We start from the raw sequence: 15,646 nt of genomic DNA on the forward strand, positions 1-15,646 counted from the left end.
GGCGAGGGCGCGCAGCGCCCGCACGATCTCGGCGACGTGCACTCCGGCTCCCCCGTAGATCTCCGGCGGATACTCCTTCGTGACGATGTCGACGCGCATGTCAAGGACGCTAGTACACGGGTGGAAGCCCGCCTAGTGTGGAGCCATGGCAGGGACGCACAAGAAGGTCTTCGGCATCATCCTCGCGGGCGGGGAGGGCAAGCGGCTCATGCCGCTCACGGTCGACAGAGCGAAGCCGGCCGTCCCGTTCGGCGGACAGTACCGCCTGATCGACTTCGCCATCTCGAACCTCATCAACTCGGGCCTGCGCCAGCTCGTCGTGCTGACCCAGTACAAGTCCCACAGCCTCGACCGTCACATCTCGCAGACGTGGCGGATGTCGGCGCTGCTGGACTCCTACGTCACGTCGGTGCCCGCACAGCAGCGGCTCGGCAAGCGGTGGTTCTCGGGGTCGGCCGACGCGATCCTGCAGAGCCTGAACCTCATCCACGACGAAGCCCCTGACATCGTCGTCGTCGTCGGCGCAGACCACGTCTACCGCATGGACTTCCGCCAGATGCTCGAGGCCCACATCGCCTCCGGTGCGCGGGCGACGGTCGCGGGCATCCGGCAGCCGATCGGGCTCGCCGACCAGTTCGGGGTCATCGACGTCGAACCGACCGACCCGACGCGCATCCGCGAGTTCCTCGAGAAGCCGCAGAACCCCACGGGGCTCGCCGACGCACCCCACGAGGTGCTCGCATCGATGGGCAACTACATCTTCGACACCGATGCGCTCATCGAGGCGGTCACGTCCGACGGCGAGCTGCCGACGTCGAACCACGACATGGGCGGCGACATCATCCCCTACTTCGTCTCACGCGGCGAGGCGGGCGTGTACGACTTCAAGGACAACGAGGTGCCGGGCTCCACCGCCCGCGACCGTGCCTACTGGCGCGACGTCGGCACGATCGATTCGTTCTTCGACGCGCATCGCGACCTGATCTCGACCCTGCCGGTCTTCAACCTCTACAACACCGACTGGCCGATCCACTCGCAGATGCTCAACTCGCCGCCCGCGAAGTTCGTGCGCGACGCCGTCGGGCGCATCGGCAACACGATCGACTCGATCGTCTCTCTCGGCTCGGTGCTCTCGGGCACCCATCTCGAGCGCAGCGTCGTGGGCCCGTGGACACTCTCGGGAGGCGGCGCGACGATCACCGACGCCGTGCTGTTCGACCGCGTGCGCATCGGCGCAGGCGCCCGCATCCACCGGGCGATCCTCGACAAGAACGTCGTGCTCGCCGACGGCGCGACAGTCGGCGTCGACCGCGAACTCGACCTGTCACGCGGCTTCACCGTCACGGACTCGGGCATCACCGTGGTCGGCAAGGGCGTGCGCATCGACAGCTGAGCCGCGGCATCCGCTCGGTCAGGACTGCGGATGCCGCGGCGGGCTCAGACGCCGACGCGGGTGAACGCGTCGAGGCTGATGCCCTGAGCGAGGATGTCACGGGCCCACGCGCGAGCGCCGTGGAGGCTGTGGTCGCGATAGTTGCCGCAGCTGAACGCGTCGACGCCGGGCACGTCCTCCCACTGCACGTCCTCGGCGATCGCCCGCAGGCTCTCGCGGATCGCGGGGACGACGTCAGCGACAGCGGGCTCGCCCCACACGATCAGGTGGAATCCGGTGCGGCAGCCGAACGGTGAGATGTCGATGACGCCGTCGAGGTGGTCGCGCAGCAGGCTCGCGATCGTGTGCTCGATCGTGTGCAGCGCGGCCGTCGGGATCTCGCCCTCGTTGGGCTGCACGAAGCGCACGTCGAAGTTGGAGATCGCGTCGCCACGCGGTCCGCGCTCGACGGAGATGAGGCGCACGTACGGTGCGATGACGGCGGTGTGGTCGAGCGTGAAGCTCTCGACGTCGGCCATGGGGTCCTCCCGGTGGGTCAGGTCAGGGCGGCGCCCATTCGGGCGACCGCCTTTTCGAGTATGTCAATCGGATGCACGAGGCTGAGCCGGATGCGGCCCGCCCCACGGGGCCCGAACCCCGCCCCCGGGGCGACCGCCACGCCGTGCTCCGCGAGAAGCCGCGCGGCGAACGCGGCGTCGTCGGTGCCGTCGGGCAGATCGATCCAGACGAAGAAGGATCCGCCCGGGCGATGCACGGCGTAGCCGGCGTCCCGGAGTCCCGCGACGGCCGCATCGCGGCGTGCCCGGTACGTGCCGACGATCTCCTCGGCGGCGGACTGATCGCCCGCGAGCGCGACCGCCGCCGCCTCCTGCGTGGCGCCGAAGATCGTGCTGAAGGCGTGGGACTGGTAGGCCCGCATCGCCGCGATCGCCGACGCGTTGCCGACGGCGAAACCGAAGCGCCAGCCGGCCATGTTGTAGGTCTTCGAGAGCGTGGCGAGCTCGACGGTGCGCTCGGCCCCGGGATCGGAGGCGAGCGCCGAAAGCGGCGCGCCGTCATCGAAGCCGAGGGACGCATAGGCGAAGTCGTGGACGAACAGGGCGTCCAGTCGCCGCGCCACCGACACGGCCCGCTCGAACGTCGCGCCGGTCGCGACCGCGCCCGTCGGGTTGTTCGGGTAGTTCAGCACCAGGACGCGGGCGGATTCGAGACCGTCGATCACCTCCCACTCGGGCTGACCGTCGGTCTCCGAGAGGGGCAGCGACACCTCCCGCGCGCCGGCGAAGAGCGCCGCCGAGTGGTACATCGGATATGCCGGATCGGGCAGGACGACTGTCTCCCCCGGGTCGGCGAATGCGAGGATGCCGGCCATGAGCGCCTCGTGGGAGCCGTGGAACACCGCGATCTGCGTCGTGGTGTCGAGCTCGACGCCGTGGTCGATGCGGTAGCGCTCGGCGATGGCCGCGAGCACCGAGGGACGCGGGCGGAACGACGGATACGCGTGGTTCTCGGGCCGCGCGACCTCACGCTGCATCGCCTCGACGATCGCGGGAGGCGTCGGCAGATCGGGATTGCCCTTCGACAGGTCGATGACGTCGACGCCGCTCGCGCGGGCGTGCGCGATCTGCGCGTCGAGCCCTGCGAAGAAGCTCTGGGGCAGACGGCCGACCCGGCCGGCTCGTCGGAAGTCGGCCATCGTCACTCCCGTCGGGCGCGTCGGGCGAGCCGTGTGCCGATGAGCTGGATGACCTGGACGATCACGATCAGCGTCACCACCGTCACGAGCATGGCGATGCCGTCGAAGCGCTGATAGCCGTACGAGATCGCGAGGTCGCCGATACCGCCCGCACCCACCGTGCCGGCCATGGCGGAGGCATCCAGGAGTCCGATCGAGGCGGTCGTCAGCGCGAGGATCAGGGATCCGCGCGCCTCGGGCAGCAGGAACCGCACGAAGATCTGCCACGGGGTCGCCCCCATCGCCCGCGCCGCTTCGACGATTCCGGGCGGAACGTCGAGCAGTGAGTTCTCGACGAGCCGGGCGATGTAGGGCGCCACCATGATCGTCAACGGCACGATCGCGGCGTTCGCGCCGATCGTCGTGCCGACGAGCAGCCGGGTGAACGGGATGATCGCGACGAGCAGGATGATGAACGGCAGCGATCGCACGATGTTCACGATTGTGGAGAGCACGACGAACACCACGCGCTGAGGCAGGATGCCGCGGGGCCGGGTCGCGACAAGAAGCACGCCGATCGCGAGTCCGAGGATCGCACCGAAGAAGAGCGAGACACCCACCATGTAGAAGGTGGCGCCGAGCTCCTGGAGGAACTGCTCCGGCGTGATGAGGGTCAGAGCGTCCGGTCTCATGCGGCGACCTCCTCGATCGCGGTGACCTGGTCGCCGAGCGCGGCGCGGGCGGCGGCGACGGCCGCAGCGTTCCCGTCGATCTGCACCACCATCTGCCCGACAGTGTGACCCTGGATGTCGGTCATGTCGGCGTGCAGGATGTTCACCTGCACACCGAATCGGTGGATCAGCCCCGATACGAGCGGCGCGGTGACCTGCTCGTCGATGAGCAGCAGGTGCAGCAGGGCGGCGCCGCCGAGGCGCTCGCGCACGCGCGACGGGATCTCGTGCGGGATCACCGTGCCGACGAACGTGCGGGCGGTCTCCGTGCGCGGGCGCACGAACACGTCGAGCACCGAGCCCTGCTCGATGATGCGGCCGGACTCCATCACGGCGACCTCATGGCACAGGTCCTTGATCACGTCCATCTCGTGCGTGACGACGAGCACGGTCGTGCCGTACTCCTCGTTGATGCGCGCGATGAGCTGCAGCACCTGCGCGGTCGTCGTGGGATCGAGCGCACTCGTCGCCTCATCGCACAGCAGGACCCGGGGGTTGCGGACGATCGCCCGGGCGATGCCGACACGCTGGCGCTGCCCGCCGGACAGCTCGCGCGGGCGACGGTCGGCCATGGACCCGAGTCCCACGAATTCGAGCGCGTCGGCCGCGCGGCGGCGCGCCTCGGCGGCACGCACACCGTCGAGGCGCAGCGGCATCGCCACGTTGTCGCGCACGGAGACGGTTTCGAGCAGATTGAACTGCTGGAACACCATCCCGGTGCGCTTCTGAGCGGCCCGCAGCTCATCGCCGGAGAGCGAATGGAGGTCGACGCCGTCGACTTCAACCGTTCCGGTCGTCGGCCTATCCAGCGCGTTCACCATGCGGATGAGCGTGCTCTTGCCGGCACCGCTGTGACCGATGACGCCGAAGATCGATCCGTGCGGGACGGCGAGATCCACCCCGTCGAGCGCGACCGTGCCACCCCGGTGCACGCGACGGACGCCGGTGAACCGGACCGCCGCCCCGCCGTCGCCGGAGCCAGTCACTTCTGCTGCAGCGCGGCGGGCAGGTGGTAGCCGTCGTACTCGGAGTGGGAAGAGATGTAGCTGGCGAACTCCGGCGACGCATACGCGGCGGCGATCGCCTTCGCCCAGGGGGTGTCGAGGTTCTTCTCATCGACAGCGACGACCACGGAGAACTTGTCGGCCAGGTTCTCGAGCGCGAGCGCGGCGGTCAGCTTGAGCCCGCCCGAGACGACGAAGTTGCCCTGGATGACCGAGTACGCGACATCCTGCAGCGACGGCACCTGCTGCGCGTTCTCGAGTGCCACGATCTGGATCCCGTGGGGGTTCGTGGCGATGTCGGCCGGAGAGGTGGTCGCGGGCTGGGTGTCAGGCTTGAGGGTGATCCAGCCGACCTGCTCGAGCACCTTGAAGGCTCGGTACATGTTGGACGGCGCGTTCGGGACAGCCACGGTGTCGCCGTCCGCGACGGCGTCGAGGGAGCTCTTCTTGCCGCCGAACAGTGCCATCGGGGGCGTCGGCACCTGCACGAGCGCGGCGTTGTGGATGTTCTCCTGCTGATTGATCGCGTCCATGTAGACCGGGTGCTGCATGATGTTCGCGTCGATCTCGCCGTTGGCGACCGCCACGTTCACGACGATGCCGTCGGTGAAGGAGACGGACTCGGCCTGGAAGCCCTCCTTCGCCAGAATCGGGGCGATGCCGCCTTCGAACATGTCCTGGTAGGGGCCGGGGTTGAATCCGATCTTGATCGATGTCTTCGCGCTCGCGTCGGCGCTCGGCGCGCCCTGGGCGAGGCCGCACGCGCTCAGGGTGGCGGCGACGATGACGGACAGGGCGGCCGTGACGACGGCGCGACGGGACGATCTCATGCGAGAGGCTCCTCGATGGGCTTTCAGCGGGGGTACAGGCGAGCCATGGAACACACTCAGCAACCACGACCGTATGCGGGCGTGTGACGAGGTGAGACATCGTGTTACGCCATGAGTCGCATCGCCTCCCGCTACGGTGGAGCGCGTGCCCGCTCGCTTCCTCATCGTGCTCGACGCCGACTCCACGCTGATCCGCAACGAGGTGATCGAGCTCATCGCGGACGAGGCGGGGCGCGGTGCGGAGGTCGCGGCGGCGACCGAGGCGGCCATGCGGGGCGAGGTCGACTTCGCGACGAGTCTGCGCTCACGGGTCTCGGCGCTGACGGGCGTCTCGCTCGACGCGTTCGCGCGCGTGCGGGCGCGCATCGAGCCCACCCCGGGCGTGCACGAGCTCGCCGCAGCCGTTCACGCGCGGGACGGTGTCTTCGGTGTCGTCTCCGGTGGGTTCCACGAGGTGCTCGACCACATCGCGCCCCAGCTCGGGGTCGATGTGTGGCGCGCCAACCGCCTCGCGCATGACGGCAGCGCTCTCACCGGCGTCGTCGACGGCGACGTCGTCGACGCCCAGGCGAAGGCCGACACGCTCCTCGCGTGGGCGGCGGAGCGCGGCATCCCCTCGCATCGCACTCTCGCGGTCGGCGACGGCGCGAACGACCTGACGATGATGGCCACCGCCGGCCTCGGCGTCGCGTTCAACGCGAAGCCCGCCGTGCGCGCCCGTGCGAATCTGGTCGCCGCCCGGGTCGACCTCGCTCAGCTCATCCCGCTGCTGCCCTGAGGGTCAGTGCCCCATCCCGAGGCCGCCGTCGACGGGAATGACCGCGCCGGAGATGTACGCCGCGTCATCGGAGGCGAGCCACGTGACCACGCCCGCGACCTCGTCGGCTGAGGCGAACCTGCCCGCGGGGATGTTCTTCTTGTACTCCGCCTGCGTCGCCTCGGGGAGCTCAGCGGTCATGTCGGTCTCGATGAAGCCGGGCGCCACGACGTTCGCGGTGATGCCGCGTCCCCCGAGCTCGCGGGTGAGCGACCGCGCGAATCCGACGAGGGCGGCCTTCGAGCTCGAGTAGTTGATCTGCCCCGCCGAGCCGTAGAGGCCCACGACGCTCGAGATGAGGATGACCCGTCCCCAGCGCGCCTTCAGCAGACCCTTCGCCGCGCGCTTGACGACGCGGAAGGTGCCGCCGAGGTTCGTCGCGACGACATCGTCGAAGTCCTGCTCGCTCATGCGCAGCAGAAGTGTGTCGCGGGTGATGCCCGCGTTCGCGACGACGATCTCGACGGCGCCGAGGGTCGCCTCGATCTCGGTGAAGGCAGCGTCGAGGGATGCCGCGTCGGTGACGTCGGCGCGCACCGTCAGGGTTCCGGCGGGTCCCTCCCCGGACCGGGCCGTGACCGCGACCTTCGTGTAGCCGGTGGACACGAAGCGCTCGGCGATGGCGCGGCCGATGCCGCGGTTTCCGCCGGTGACGAGGACGACCTTGTCGAGGGACATGCAGGGAACTCCAGACTCGTGGGACAGCTCCGGCCAGCCTATCGAGCGGGAGTTTGACAGCCGTTGTCGGCACTGGGACTCTGGTGCCACAGACGAGAAAGGCACCGCCGTGAGCACTCCGAACGACGAGAACCCGACCCCTGCACCCGCGACGCCCCCGACGGCCGCCGAGCCGACGGCGCCGCCCGCCGCCCCGGCACCGCCCGCGTACGAGGCCGCCCCTCCGGCAGCGCCGACCTACGCCCCTCCCGCAGCGCCCGGGTACCCGCCCGCCTATCAGGCGACCCCGACGTACGCGTACGCACCCGCGCAGAGGACGAACCTCTTCGCCATCCTGTCTCTGGTGTTCGCCTTCGTGTTCTCGGTGCTCGGCATCGTGTTCGGTCACGTCGCGCTCAGCCAGATCAAGCGCACCGGTGAAGACGGACACGGTCTCGCCGTCGCCGGTCTCATCGTGGGCTACGTGTTCGTGGGTCTGAGTGTGATCTTCACCGTGATCTACGTCATCTTCATCTTCGCCGTCATCGGTTCGGCCGCGACCTACCGCGGCTACTGATCGGGTCGCGTCACGATGGGACCGGCGTACGCTGGTCTCACCGTGAAGCGCCTCACCCCTCAGACCGCCACCTCGCTCCCGCGCGCCCCGCGCGAGGACGAGCGATCGCGCCAGGTCAAGTACCTGGTGTCGATGTCGGTGCGCGTCGTCTGCTTCCTGCTGATGGTGCTCGTCACGCCCTACGGCTGGTACACCTGGGTCTTCGGCGCTGCGGCGGCGCTCCTCCCCTACATCGCCGTCGTCATCGCCAACGTCGGTCAGGACCTGATCTCGAGCACCGCGAGCGCCCCGACAGATCAGACGGCCGAGGAACCTGCGACACGGGCGGTCGACGCCCACCCCGAGACACCGACGGTCATCACGATCTCCGAGTCGACCCGCATCGATCGGGACGGCACCGCGTGAGTGCTGCGACACCCTGTTCACGAGCAGGATGCCGCGCCGACGCGTCCTGGCGGATCGACTGGCGCAACCCGCGCATCCACGCCGAGGACCGACGCAAGACCTGGGCCGCGTGCGACGCGCACGTCGAGTTCCTGACCGGCTTCCTCACCTCCCGCGACTTCCCCGTGTGGACATCGACCCTGACGGCCGCCTCGTGAGCGCGCCCGTGGAAGACCCGCGTCGCTGGCTGCGCTGGACCGGGTACGTCGCCGTCGCGATCCTCTTCGCGATCGCGTGCGCGTTCCTCTCGAACTGGCAGTTCGGCCGCAATACGTGGCGCTCCGACCAGCTGTCGCTCATCTCGAACAACTACGACGCGACGCCGGTCTCCCTCGACGCCGTGCTCGCCGCCGACGGCTCGCTCGACCCCGCGAAGCAGTGGCAGCCGATCAGCGTGCGCGGGACGTACGACGTCGCCGAACAGGTCGTCGCGCGCAACCGCATCAACAACGGCACGACCGGGTTCGAGGTGCTCACCCCCCTCACGCTCGACGACGGGAGGGTGCTGATCATCGACCGCGGCTGGGTGCCGCCGGCCGCCACCGGCGACGGCCCGAGCACGATCCCCGCTCCCCCGAGCGGCGAAGTCACGGTGATCGCGCGAGCCCAGCCGTCTGAGGCGCTGCCGTCGGGGCGCGGCACGATCACAGGACAGGTGCCGAGCATCAACCTCCCCCTCGTCGCTGCGACGACGGGGTCCGAGACCTACACCGGCCTCTACGGCCTGATGGTGTCGGAGGACCCCGCCGCGGCATCCGTACCCACCCCGCTCGCCGCTCCCGACAACGACCCGGGCCCGTACCTGTCGTACGCGATCCAGTGGATCATGTTCGCCGTCATGGGGTTCGGGTTCATCGGCTACGTCATCCGCACCGAGATCCGCAAACGCCGGGGGCTCGACCGCACACCGGACGACGATGAGGAAGACGACGACGGCATCGAGTACGCACCTCGCAAGCGGCGTCGCAGCGACGCCGAGATCGAGGACGAGCTGCTCGATCACGCGGGGGCGTGAGGCATCCGCCCGCTCAGGCCAGTGTGATCAGGTCGGCGTAGTCGCGGCCCCAGATGTCCTTGACTCCGTCGGGGAGGATCAGCACGCGCTCGGGATTCAGCGCCTCGACAGCACCCTCGTCGTGGGAGACGAGGATGACGGCCCCCTCGTAGTGGGCGAGCGCGCCGAGGATCTCGTCGCGCGATGCCGGATCGAGGTTGTTCGTCGGCTCGTCGAGCAGCAGCACGTTCGCCGCCGACACCACGAGCGTCGCCAACGACAGGCGCGTCTTCTCACCGCCGGAGAGCACGCCGGCTGGCTTGAGCACGTCGTCGCCCGTGAACAGGAACGAGCCCAGCACCTTGCGGGCCTCGGTCGCGTTCAGGTCGGGCGCAGCCGACATCATGTTGTCGAGCACCGAGCGTGACGTGTCGATGTTCTCGTGCTCCTGGGCGTAGTAGCCGATCTTCAGCCCGTGGCCCGGCTCCACCTGACCGGTGTCGGCGAGGTCCACGCCCGCGAGGATGCGCAGCAGCGTCGTCTTGCCCGCGCCGTTGAGCCCCAGCACCACGACCTTGGAGCCCCGGTCGATCGCAAGGTCGACGTCGGTGAAGATCTCGAGCGACCCGTACGACTTCGACAGGCCCGAGGCGCGCAGCGGCGTCTTGCCGCACGCGGCCGGCTTCGGGAAGCGCAGCTTCGCGACGCGATCCTCCTGACGCACGTCGTCGAGCCCTGACAGCAGCTTCTCGGCGCGCGCGACCATCTGGTGCGCGGCCGCCGCCTTCGACGCCTTCGCCCCGAACCGCGCCGCCTGCTGCTGCAGCGCGGTCGCCTTCTTCTCCGCGTTGGCGCGCTCCTTCTTGCGGCGCTCCTCGTCGGCGACCCGCTGACGCAGGTAGTTCTTCCAGTTCATGTTGTAGATGTCGATGACCTGACGGTTCGCGTCGAGGTAGAACACCCGGTTGACGGTCTCGCCGACCAGCTCGATGTCGTGGCTGATGACGATCAGCCCGCCCTTGTAGCCCTTGAGGAACTCCCGCAGCCACACGACGCTGTCGGCGTCGAGGTGGTTGGTCGGCTCGTCGAGGATCATCGTCTGCGCGTCCGAGAAGAGGATGCGCGCAAGCTCGATGCGACGACGCTGGCCGCCCGAGAGGGTGCGCAGCGGCTGGTCGAGGATGCGGTCGGGCAGCGAGAGGTTGTGGGCGATGGATGCCGCCTCCGCCTCGGCGGCGTACCCGCCCAGGGCCTCGAAGCGCTCGGTGAGCGATCCGTAGCGCCGCATGGCCTTCGCCGCGGCATCCGGGTCGTCGGAGGCCATCTCGAGGGATGCCTCGTGCATGCCGATCGCGAGCTGGCCGAGACCGCGCGCATCGAGGATGCGGGTGCGGGCGAGGTCGTCGGGGTTGCCGGAGCGGGGGTCCTGCGGCAGGTACCCAAGCTCGCCGGCGCGATCCACACCACCGTTGCTCGGCAGCAGGTCACCCGCGAGCACCTTCGTGAGGGTGGTCTTCCCGGCGCCGTTGCGGCCGACGAGCCCCACCTTGTCGCCCGGGCCGACGCGGAACGAGACATCCGACATCAGCACGCGTGCGCCGACGCGGATCTCGAGATCGTGGACGGCGAGCACGGTCAGATCCGATCCGTTGAGGGGTGGGGAGAGCGACCCGACGGGGTCAGCCTCCCAGTATAAATCGCGCGGGGCACCCGACTGCGCGCCGGATGCCCCGCGGACGACGGGTCGCTCAGCCCTTGGCGGTCTTCACCGCCGCCGAGAGCTTCTCGGCGAGCGTGGGCAGAAGCCACGGCAGCGACAGCGCCGTGGGCGAGACCGCGGCGACGTTCTCCTCGCCGACCACCTCCGCGACCGCACCCGTGGCGACGGCCGGGATCAGCTGGCCTCGGGAGGACTGCAGGAAGGTGTCGAGGTCCGCCTGCTGCTCGCCCTGGATGAGGATGACCTGCGCGTCGACCTTGTCGAGCTGCTCGTAGCTAACGGTCGTGTAGAAGTTGCCGTCCTTCGGGTCGAGTGCGTCGAGGCTCGGTGTGGAGGTGAAGCCGAGGTCGCGCAGGATCTCGACGCGCGGATCCGCGTCGACGTACATGTAGAACGTGTTCACGTCGTCGTCCACGTAGGCGATCGAGGTGCCCTGGAACTCGGGATGGGCCGCAGCGGTGTCCGCGACCAGCTTGTCGAGGTTCGCGAGCAGCGTGGTGGCGGCGACGGCCTTGCCCAGCGCCTTCCCGACGATCGAGATGACGTCGCGCCACGGGGTCGACCAGGCGTGGTCGGGGTAGGCCACGACCGTCACTCCGGCCTTCACGAGGGCGTCCCGCTCGTCCTGCGTGATTCCCGAGTACGGAGCGAGGAACAGGTCGGGGTTGGCGGCCAGGACGGCTTCGATCGGCACCGTCTGCGCCGACGAGTCGAGCACGGTCGGGGTCGCGGCACCGAGGTCCGTGAGCGCCTTCTCGACCCACGGGGTGAGCTTGTTGTCACCCCCGCCGTAGTCCATCGACGCGACCGCGACGGGCACGGTGCGGAGCGCGAGCGCGGCCTCGGTCGCACCCCAGCCCCACGTCACGACGCGCTCGGGGGCGCTGGCGATCGTGGCGCCGCCGAGCGCATCGGAGATCGTGACCGGGAAGCCGTCGGAGGAGGCCGTGGTCGAGGATGCGGCGCCGGATCCGGCGCAGCCGGCAAGGGCGAGGGTCGCTGCGACGACCGCCGCGAGGGCGGCGAGTCGGGAACGGGAACGGGTCATGTGCTGCCTTTCAGGGGAGGGATGGCACGGCGGGTGCAGAGTCGGCGTGCGTTCGGGGGATGACGAGGGGGCTCCCCGTCACGGGATCGGGGATCACGACGGCGTCGAGACCGAACGCGGCCGCGACGGTCGCGGGAGTGAGCACGTCGCCCGGCGCACCGTGGGCGATGACGGCGCCGTCCGCCATGACGACGAGGTCGTCGGCGTAGCGGGCCGCGAGGGCGAGTTCGTGCAGGACGGCGACGACGGTCGTGCCCTCCGTGCGGTTGATGCGGCGCAGCAGCTCGAGCACGTCGATCTGGTGGGCGAGGTCGAGGAAGCTCGTCGGCTCGTCGAGCAGCAGCGCACGCGGCTGCTGGGCGAGCGCCATCGCTATCCAGACGCGCTGACGCTGACCGCCCGACAGGTCGTCGACGGGACGGTCGGCGAGGTCGGCGACCCCGGTCTGCACCATGGCGTCGGCGACCACGCGCGCGTCGTCGCTGCGCCAGCGCCCGAGGGCGCCGCGGTGGGGGTGGCGGCCTCGCGAGACGAGTTCGGCGACGGTGACGCCGTCGGGGGCGATCGGATGCTGCGGCAGCAGGCCGACGGACTGAGCGAGGCTCCGGCGGGGCATCCCCGCGATGTCGTCGCCGTCGAGCGTCACCCGGCCGGCGAGCGGCGCGCGCAGTCGCGCGAGGGTCGACAGGAGGGTGGACTTGCCGCTCGCGTTCGCCCCGATGATGACGGTGAGCCGTCCGGGGGCGATGTCGAGGTCGAGCCCGTCGATGACCCGGCGCCCGGGGTAGCCGGCGGCGAGCCCGTCGACGCGGAAGTGGGCGGAGGCGGTGGTCATGCGAAGCGTCCCTTCGAGGTCGCGAGGAGCCACAGCAGGAAGACGGCGCCGAGCGCGCCGGTGACCGCGCCGACAGGGATGCTGCGCCCCGGCCACGCGTGCTGCGCGACGAGGTCGGCACCGACGAGAAGCACGGAGCCCACGAGCGCGCTCGTGCCGAGCGAGGGAGCGGCGCCGCGGCGCAGCGAGCGCGCGATCGCGGGCGCGCACAGCGCGACGAACGAGATCGGCCCGCAGAAGGCGCACACCGTGGCGGTGAGAAGCACGGCCGCCGCGATGAACGCGAGGCGCACGAACCCGAGCCGCACGCCGAGCCCCGACGCCGCGTCGGGTCCGAGGGCGAGCACGGGCAGGTCGCGTGCCGCGAGCAGCACCGCCGGAAGCGTGACGACGACAACGGCGGCGACGGTGGCGACCTGCCACCAGGGCGTCGCATTCAGGCTTCCCGCGAGCCACACGTACGCCGCCTGCGCCTGCTCGATCTTCGACCGGGTCAGCAGGTAATCGATCACGCAGGCGCACAGGAACGAGACGCCGATGCCCGCGAGGATGATGCGGAAGCCGCTCTGTCCGCGCCGCGCGGCGGCCACGAGCAGCAGCACCGCCACCGCGGCTCCCCCGCCGAACGCGACCACGGCAAGCAGCGGCCCGGCGATGCCGAACACGAGGAGTCCGACCACGGCGGCGGCGCTCGCGCCACCGCTGATCCCGAGCAGGTCGGGGCTCGCGAGCGGGTTGCGCAGCAGCGCCTGGAGGAGCGCCCCGGCGAGGGCGAGAGCGCCCCCGGCCACGACAGCCATCGCGAAGCGCGGCATCCGGGTCTCCCACACGATGTAGGTCTCGATGCGGGTCCCGCCTCCGACGAGGGTGCGCAGCACCTGCCCGGGGTCCATCGGGTAGTCGCCGAGGCCGAGCGCGAGGGTCGCCGCGACGAGCAGCACGATGGTCATCGCGGCGGCGACCAGGAGCGCGCGTCGGCGCAGGCCGCGACGCACCCGGTCGACGGCCGCCAGCGAGGCGGTGAGCGCGGTCATACGGTCACCAGCCGGCGGCGCAGCACGAGCAGCATCAGCAGCGGAGCACCGAGGAAGGCGACGACCACTCCCGCCTGCACCTCGCCGGGCGGGGCGATCAGACGCCCGACGACGTCGGCGCTCACGAGGAGGGCGGCACCGACGGGGATCGCGAAGGGCATGAGGCGGCTGTACGAGCCGCCGCGGAGCGGGCGCAGGAGGTGGGGCACCGCGAGTCCGAGGAACACGATCGGGCCCGCGATGGCGGTCGCGCCGCCGCACAGGAGCACGCTCGCGACGACGCCGAGAATCCGGGTGCGGGTGGCGGAGTGGCCGAGGCCGGCCGCGACGTCGTCGCCGAGGGCGAGCAGATCGAGTCCGCGGGCGACGCCGAGCGCGATCACGGCGCCGATGACGAGCGGCACGGCGACGAGGGCGACCGCGTCGAGACCGCGCGCGGTGAGACCTCCGACGGTCCAGTACCGGTAGACGGCGAGAGTCGTGGCGCTGGAGGTGAGAACGGCGAGCACGATCGCGGTGAGGGCCGCCGTGACGGCCGCGCCGGTGAGCGCGAGCCGCGCGGGCTGTGCCCCGGCGATGCCCGCGACCGCTCCCACGAGGAGGGCTGCGGCGGCGGCGCCCGCGAACGCGAACCACACGAACGCCTCGGGTGTGGCGGCGCCGAGCACGGTGATCGCCAGCAAGACCGCGACGGATGCCCCGGCGTTCACACCGAGCAGTCCGGGATCGGCGAGCGGGTTGCGGGTCAGGCCCTGCATCATCGTGCCGGCGAGCCCCAGCGCCGCTCCCGCCGCGAGACCGATGACGGTGCGCGGCACCCGCTGGGTCACCACGACGCTGTGGTCGGGGTTGCTCGGATCGAACACCGTGAGGGCCTGCCACACGACGTCCGGCGCGATCGGACGGGAGCCGATCGCGAGGCTCGCGACGACGACGGCGACGAGCGTCAGGCACGCCGCAGTCCAGAGCACCGCGGTGCGGCGCCCTCTGTGACCGGGGGTCACTCCGTGCGCTCCGACTGCCCCGCTCGCCAGTAGCCCATGAATGCGACCCGGGAGCGGTCGACGCCGTGATCCTGCACGAGCAGTCGACGCAGGGTCTTCACGACCGAGGACTCCCCCGCCATCCATGCGTAGAAGTCGCCGACGCCACCTGTCGGGGCATCCCAGAGCAGTTCCCGGTCGACATCGATGTCCGCCAGCTCCTGACGCTCGGCGGCCGCAACGGAGTCGAGATGATGGCGGGATGCCGCGCACCAGACGCGCACCGCGTCGATGAGCGTCTCGCCGTGCTCGGCCTCGTCGCGGGCGAGCCAGGTGAGCGTCGAACGCGGTGCGAGTTCGACGTGCTGCGCGTCGGCCGCGTGCGGCACCTCGATGAACGCGGTAGCCGCGACATCCGTGCCGTGGAGCGATTCGAGGATCGAGCAGATCGCGGGCGCCGCCGTCTCGTCGCCGGCCAGCAGCACGGTGCGGGCGCCGCGGGGGTGCCAGTCGATGCCGCTGCGCGAGTCGGAGCTGAGTTCGTCGGGGCCGACGATGACGATCTCGTCGCCGAGATCGGCCGCCTCGGCCCAGGCGCCCGCGGGCCCGGCGTCGTGGTGCACGACGAAGTCGATGGTCAGCACACCCTCGCGGATGCGCCGCACCGTGTACGTGCGCAGGATCGGACGCTCGGCGGTGGGCATCGCCCGCCAGCGCGCGTACCAGAGCCCGTCGTGGGGCTCATCGGCGATGCCGGTCCTTGGGGCCTCGGGGGTCGGCAGCAGGAGCTTGAGGCGCTGGTCGAGTCCGGCGGTGCCGAAGTCCTCGAACCCGTCGCCGTGGAAGTGCACGCGACGGAACGAGGGGCCGAGTCGTTCGACGCCCACCACCCGCGCCCGGTAGG

18 protein-coding genes are annotated in these 15,646 nt (G+C 70.5%); 6 read left to right on the plus strand and 12 right to left on the minus strand.

From position 1 onward, the window contains the following. Positions 1-145 precede the first annotated feature (145 nt). Positions 146-1,393, plus strand: a complete 1,248-nt coding sequence (locus ASG00_RS09975; protein ID WP_045248156.1) for a glucose-1-phosphate adenylyltransferase — start codon at positions 146-148, stop codon at positions 1,391-1,393. A gap of 44 nt (positions 1,394-1,437) precedes the next feature. Here ASG00_RS09975 and ASG00_RS09980 read toward each other — a convergent pair whose 3' ends face one another. Genes ASG00_RS09980 through ASG00_RS10000 form a run of 5 tightly spaced genes read right to left on the minus strand, consistent with a single transcriptional unit; the run spans position 1,438 to position 5,633 of the window. Then, positions 1,438-1,911, minus strand: coding sequence for an S-ribosylhomocysteine lyase (locus ASG00_RS09980; protein WP_056209121.1), 474 nt, complete (start codon positions 1,909-1,911; stop codon positions 1,438-1,440). Positions 1,912-1,928: 17 nt separating this feature from the next. Then, positions 1,929-3,089 (minus strand): aminotransferase class I/II-fold pyridoxal phosphate-dependent enzyme, encoded by a 1,161-nt coding sequence (locus ASG00_RS09985; protein WP_056209124.1) that lies wholly within the window; start codon positions 3,087-3,089, stop codon positions 1,929-1,931. Between the two features lie 2 nt (positions 3,090-3,091). After that, a complete protein-coding gene (locus tag ASG00_RS09990; RefSeq protein ID WP_056209128.1) occupies positions 3,092-3,760 on the minus strand; it encodes a methionine ABC transporter permease in 669 nt (222 codons plus the stop codon). Next, the gene (locus ASG00_RS09995) at positions 3,757-4,785 is read right to left on the minus strand and encodes a methionine ABC transporter ATP-binding protein (RefSeq protein ID WP_235557343.1); all 1,029 of its coding nucleotides are present in this window, start codon (positions 4,783-4,785) and stop codon (positions 3,757-3,759) included. Before ASG00_RS09995 ends, ASG00_RS09990 begins: the two co-directional genes overlap by 4 nt. After that, entirely contained in the window at positions 4,782-5,633 is an 852-nt protein-coding gene (locus ASG00_RS10000) for a MetQ/NlpA family ABC transporter substrate-binding protein (RefSeq protein WP_082483187.1), read from the minus strand. The genes ASG00_RS09995 and ASG00_RS10000 overlap by 4 nt, the downstream gene beginning before the upstream one ends. 136 nt (positions 5,634-5,769) lie before the next feature. On the opposite strand from ASG00_RS10000, the gene serB reads away from it, so the two are divergent. Further along, the gene (gene serB / locus ASG00_RS10005) at positions 5,770-6,411 is read left to right on the plus strand and encodes a phosphoserine phosphatase SerB (RefSeq protein ID WP_416361453.1); all 642 of its coding nucleotides are present in this window, start codon (positions 5,770-5,772) and stop codon (positions 6,409-6,411) included. 3 nt (positions 6,412-6,414) lie between these two features. Here the strand turns inward: serB and fabG are convergent, their stop codons facing one another. After that, the gene (gene fabG / locus ASG00_RS10010) at positions 6,415-7,128 is read right to left on the minus strand and encodes a 3-oxoacyl-ACP reductase FabG (protein WP_056209134.1); all 714 of its coding nucleotides are present in this window, start codon (positions 7,126-7,128) and stop codon (positions 6,415-6,417) included. A gap of 109 nt (positions 7,129-7,237) precedes the next feature. Here fabG and ASG00_RS10015 point away from each other — a divergent pair, with 109 nt between their 5' ends. The 4 genes from ASG00_RS10015 to ASG00_RS10030 are packed head-to-tail and all read left to right on the plus strand — an operon-like array spanning position 7,238 to position 9,143. Next, complete coding sequence (locus tag ASG00_RS10015) at positions 7,238-7,684, plus strand: DUF4190 domain-containing protein (protein ID WP_056209138.1); 447 nt, start codon at positions 7,238-7,240, stop codon at positions 7,682-7,684. Positions 7,685-7,726: 42 nt separating this feature from the next. Then, positions 7,727-8,089: a DUF3099 domain-containing protein gene (locus tag ASG00_RS10020; protein WP_082483198.1), complete on the plus strand. Its 363-nt coding sequence runs from the start codon at positions 7,727-7,729 to the stop codon at positions 8,087-8,089. Further along, a complete protein-coding gene (locus ASG00_RS10025; protein WP_056209142.1) occupies positions 8,086-8,286 on the plus strand; it encodes a hypothetical protein in 201 nt (66 codons plus the stop codon). The genes ASG00_RS10020 and ASG00_RS10025 overlap by 4 nt, the downstream gene beginning before the upstream one ends. Further along, positions 8,283-9,143, plus strand: a complete 861-nt coding sequence (locus ASG00_RS10030) for an SURF1 family cytochrome oxidase biogenesis protein (protein ID WP_235557342.1) — start codon at positions 8,283-8,285, stop codon at positions 9,141-9,143. The genes ASG00_RS10025 and ASG00_RS10030 overlap by 4 nt, the downstream gene beginning before the upstream one ends. Before the next feature lie 13 nt (positions 9,144-9,156). Here the strand turns inward: ASG00_RS10030 and ASG00_RS10035 are convergent, their stop codons facing one another. From ASG00_RS10035 to ASG00_RS10060, 6 genes are all read right to left on the minus strand, one after another. Further along, complete coding sequence (locus ASG00_RS10035) at positions 9,157-10,755, minus strand: ABC-F family ATP-binding cassette domain-containing protein (protein ID WP_056209148.1); 1,599 nt, start codon at positions 10,753-10,755, stop codon at positions 9,157-9,159. Positions 10,756-10,870: 115 nt separating this feature from the next. After that, on the minus strand, positions 10,871-11,890 hold the full coding sequence (locus ASG00_RS10040) for an ABC transporter substrate-binding protein (RefSeq protein WP_056209150.1): 1,020 nt from the start codon (positions 11,888-11,890) through the stop codon (positions 10,871-10,873). Positions 11,891-11,900: 10 nt separating this feature from the next. Next, the gene (locus ASG00_RS10045; protein ID WP_056209154.1) at positions 11,901-12,725 is read right to left on the minus strand and encodes an ABC transporter ATP-binding protein; all 825 of its coding nucleotides are present in this window, start codon (positions 12,723-12,725) and stop codon (positions 11,901-11,903) included. After that, a complete protein-coding gene (locus ASG00_RS10050) occupies positions 12,722-13,759 on the minus strand; it encodes a FecCD family ABC transporter permease (protein WP_235557341.1) in 1,038 nt (345 codons plus the stop codon). The genes ASG00_RS10045 and ASG00_RS10050 overlap by 4 nt, the downstream gene beginning before the upstream one ends. Then, positions 13,756-14,763: a FecCD family ABC transporter permease gene (locus ASG00_RS10055; RefSeq protein WP_056209157.1), complete on the minus strand. Its 1,008-nt coding sequence runs from the start codon at positions 14,761-14,763 to the stop codon at positions 13,756-13,758. The genes ASG00_RS10050 and ASG00_RS10055 overlap by 4 nt, the downstream gene beginning before the upstream one ends. Then, positions 14,760-15,646, minus strand: an 887-nt coding sequence (locus ASG00_RS10060) for a siderophore-interacting protein (RefSeq protein ID WP_056209272.1), incomplete at its 5' end; no start/stop codon positions are given. The genes ASG00_RS10055 and ASG00_RS10060, both read right to left, overlap by 4 nt.

This window comes from Microbacterium sp. Leaf351 (genome assembly GCF_001423825.1).
Taxonomy (GTDB): domain Bacteria; phylum Actinomycetota; class Actinomycetes; order Actinomycetales; family Microbacteriaceae; genus Microbacterium; species Microbacterium ginsengisoli.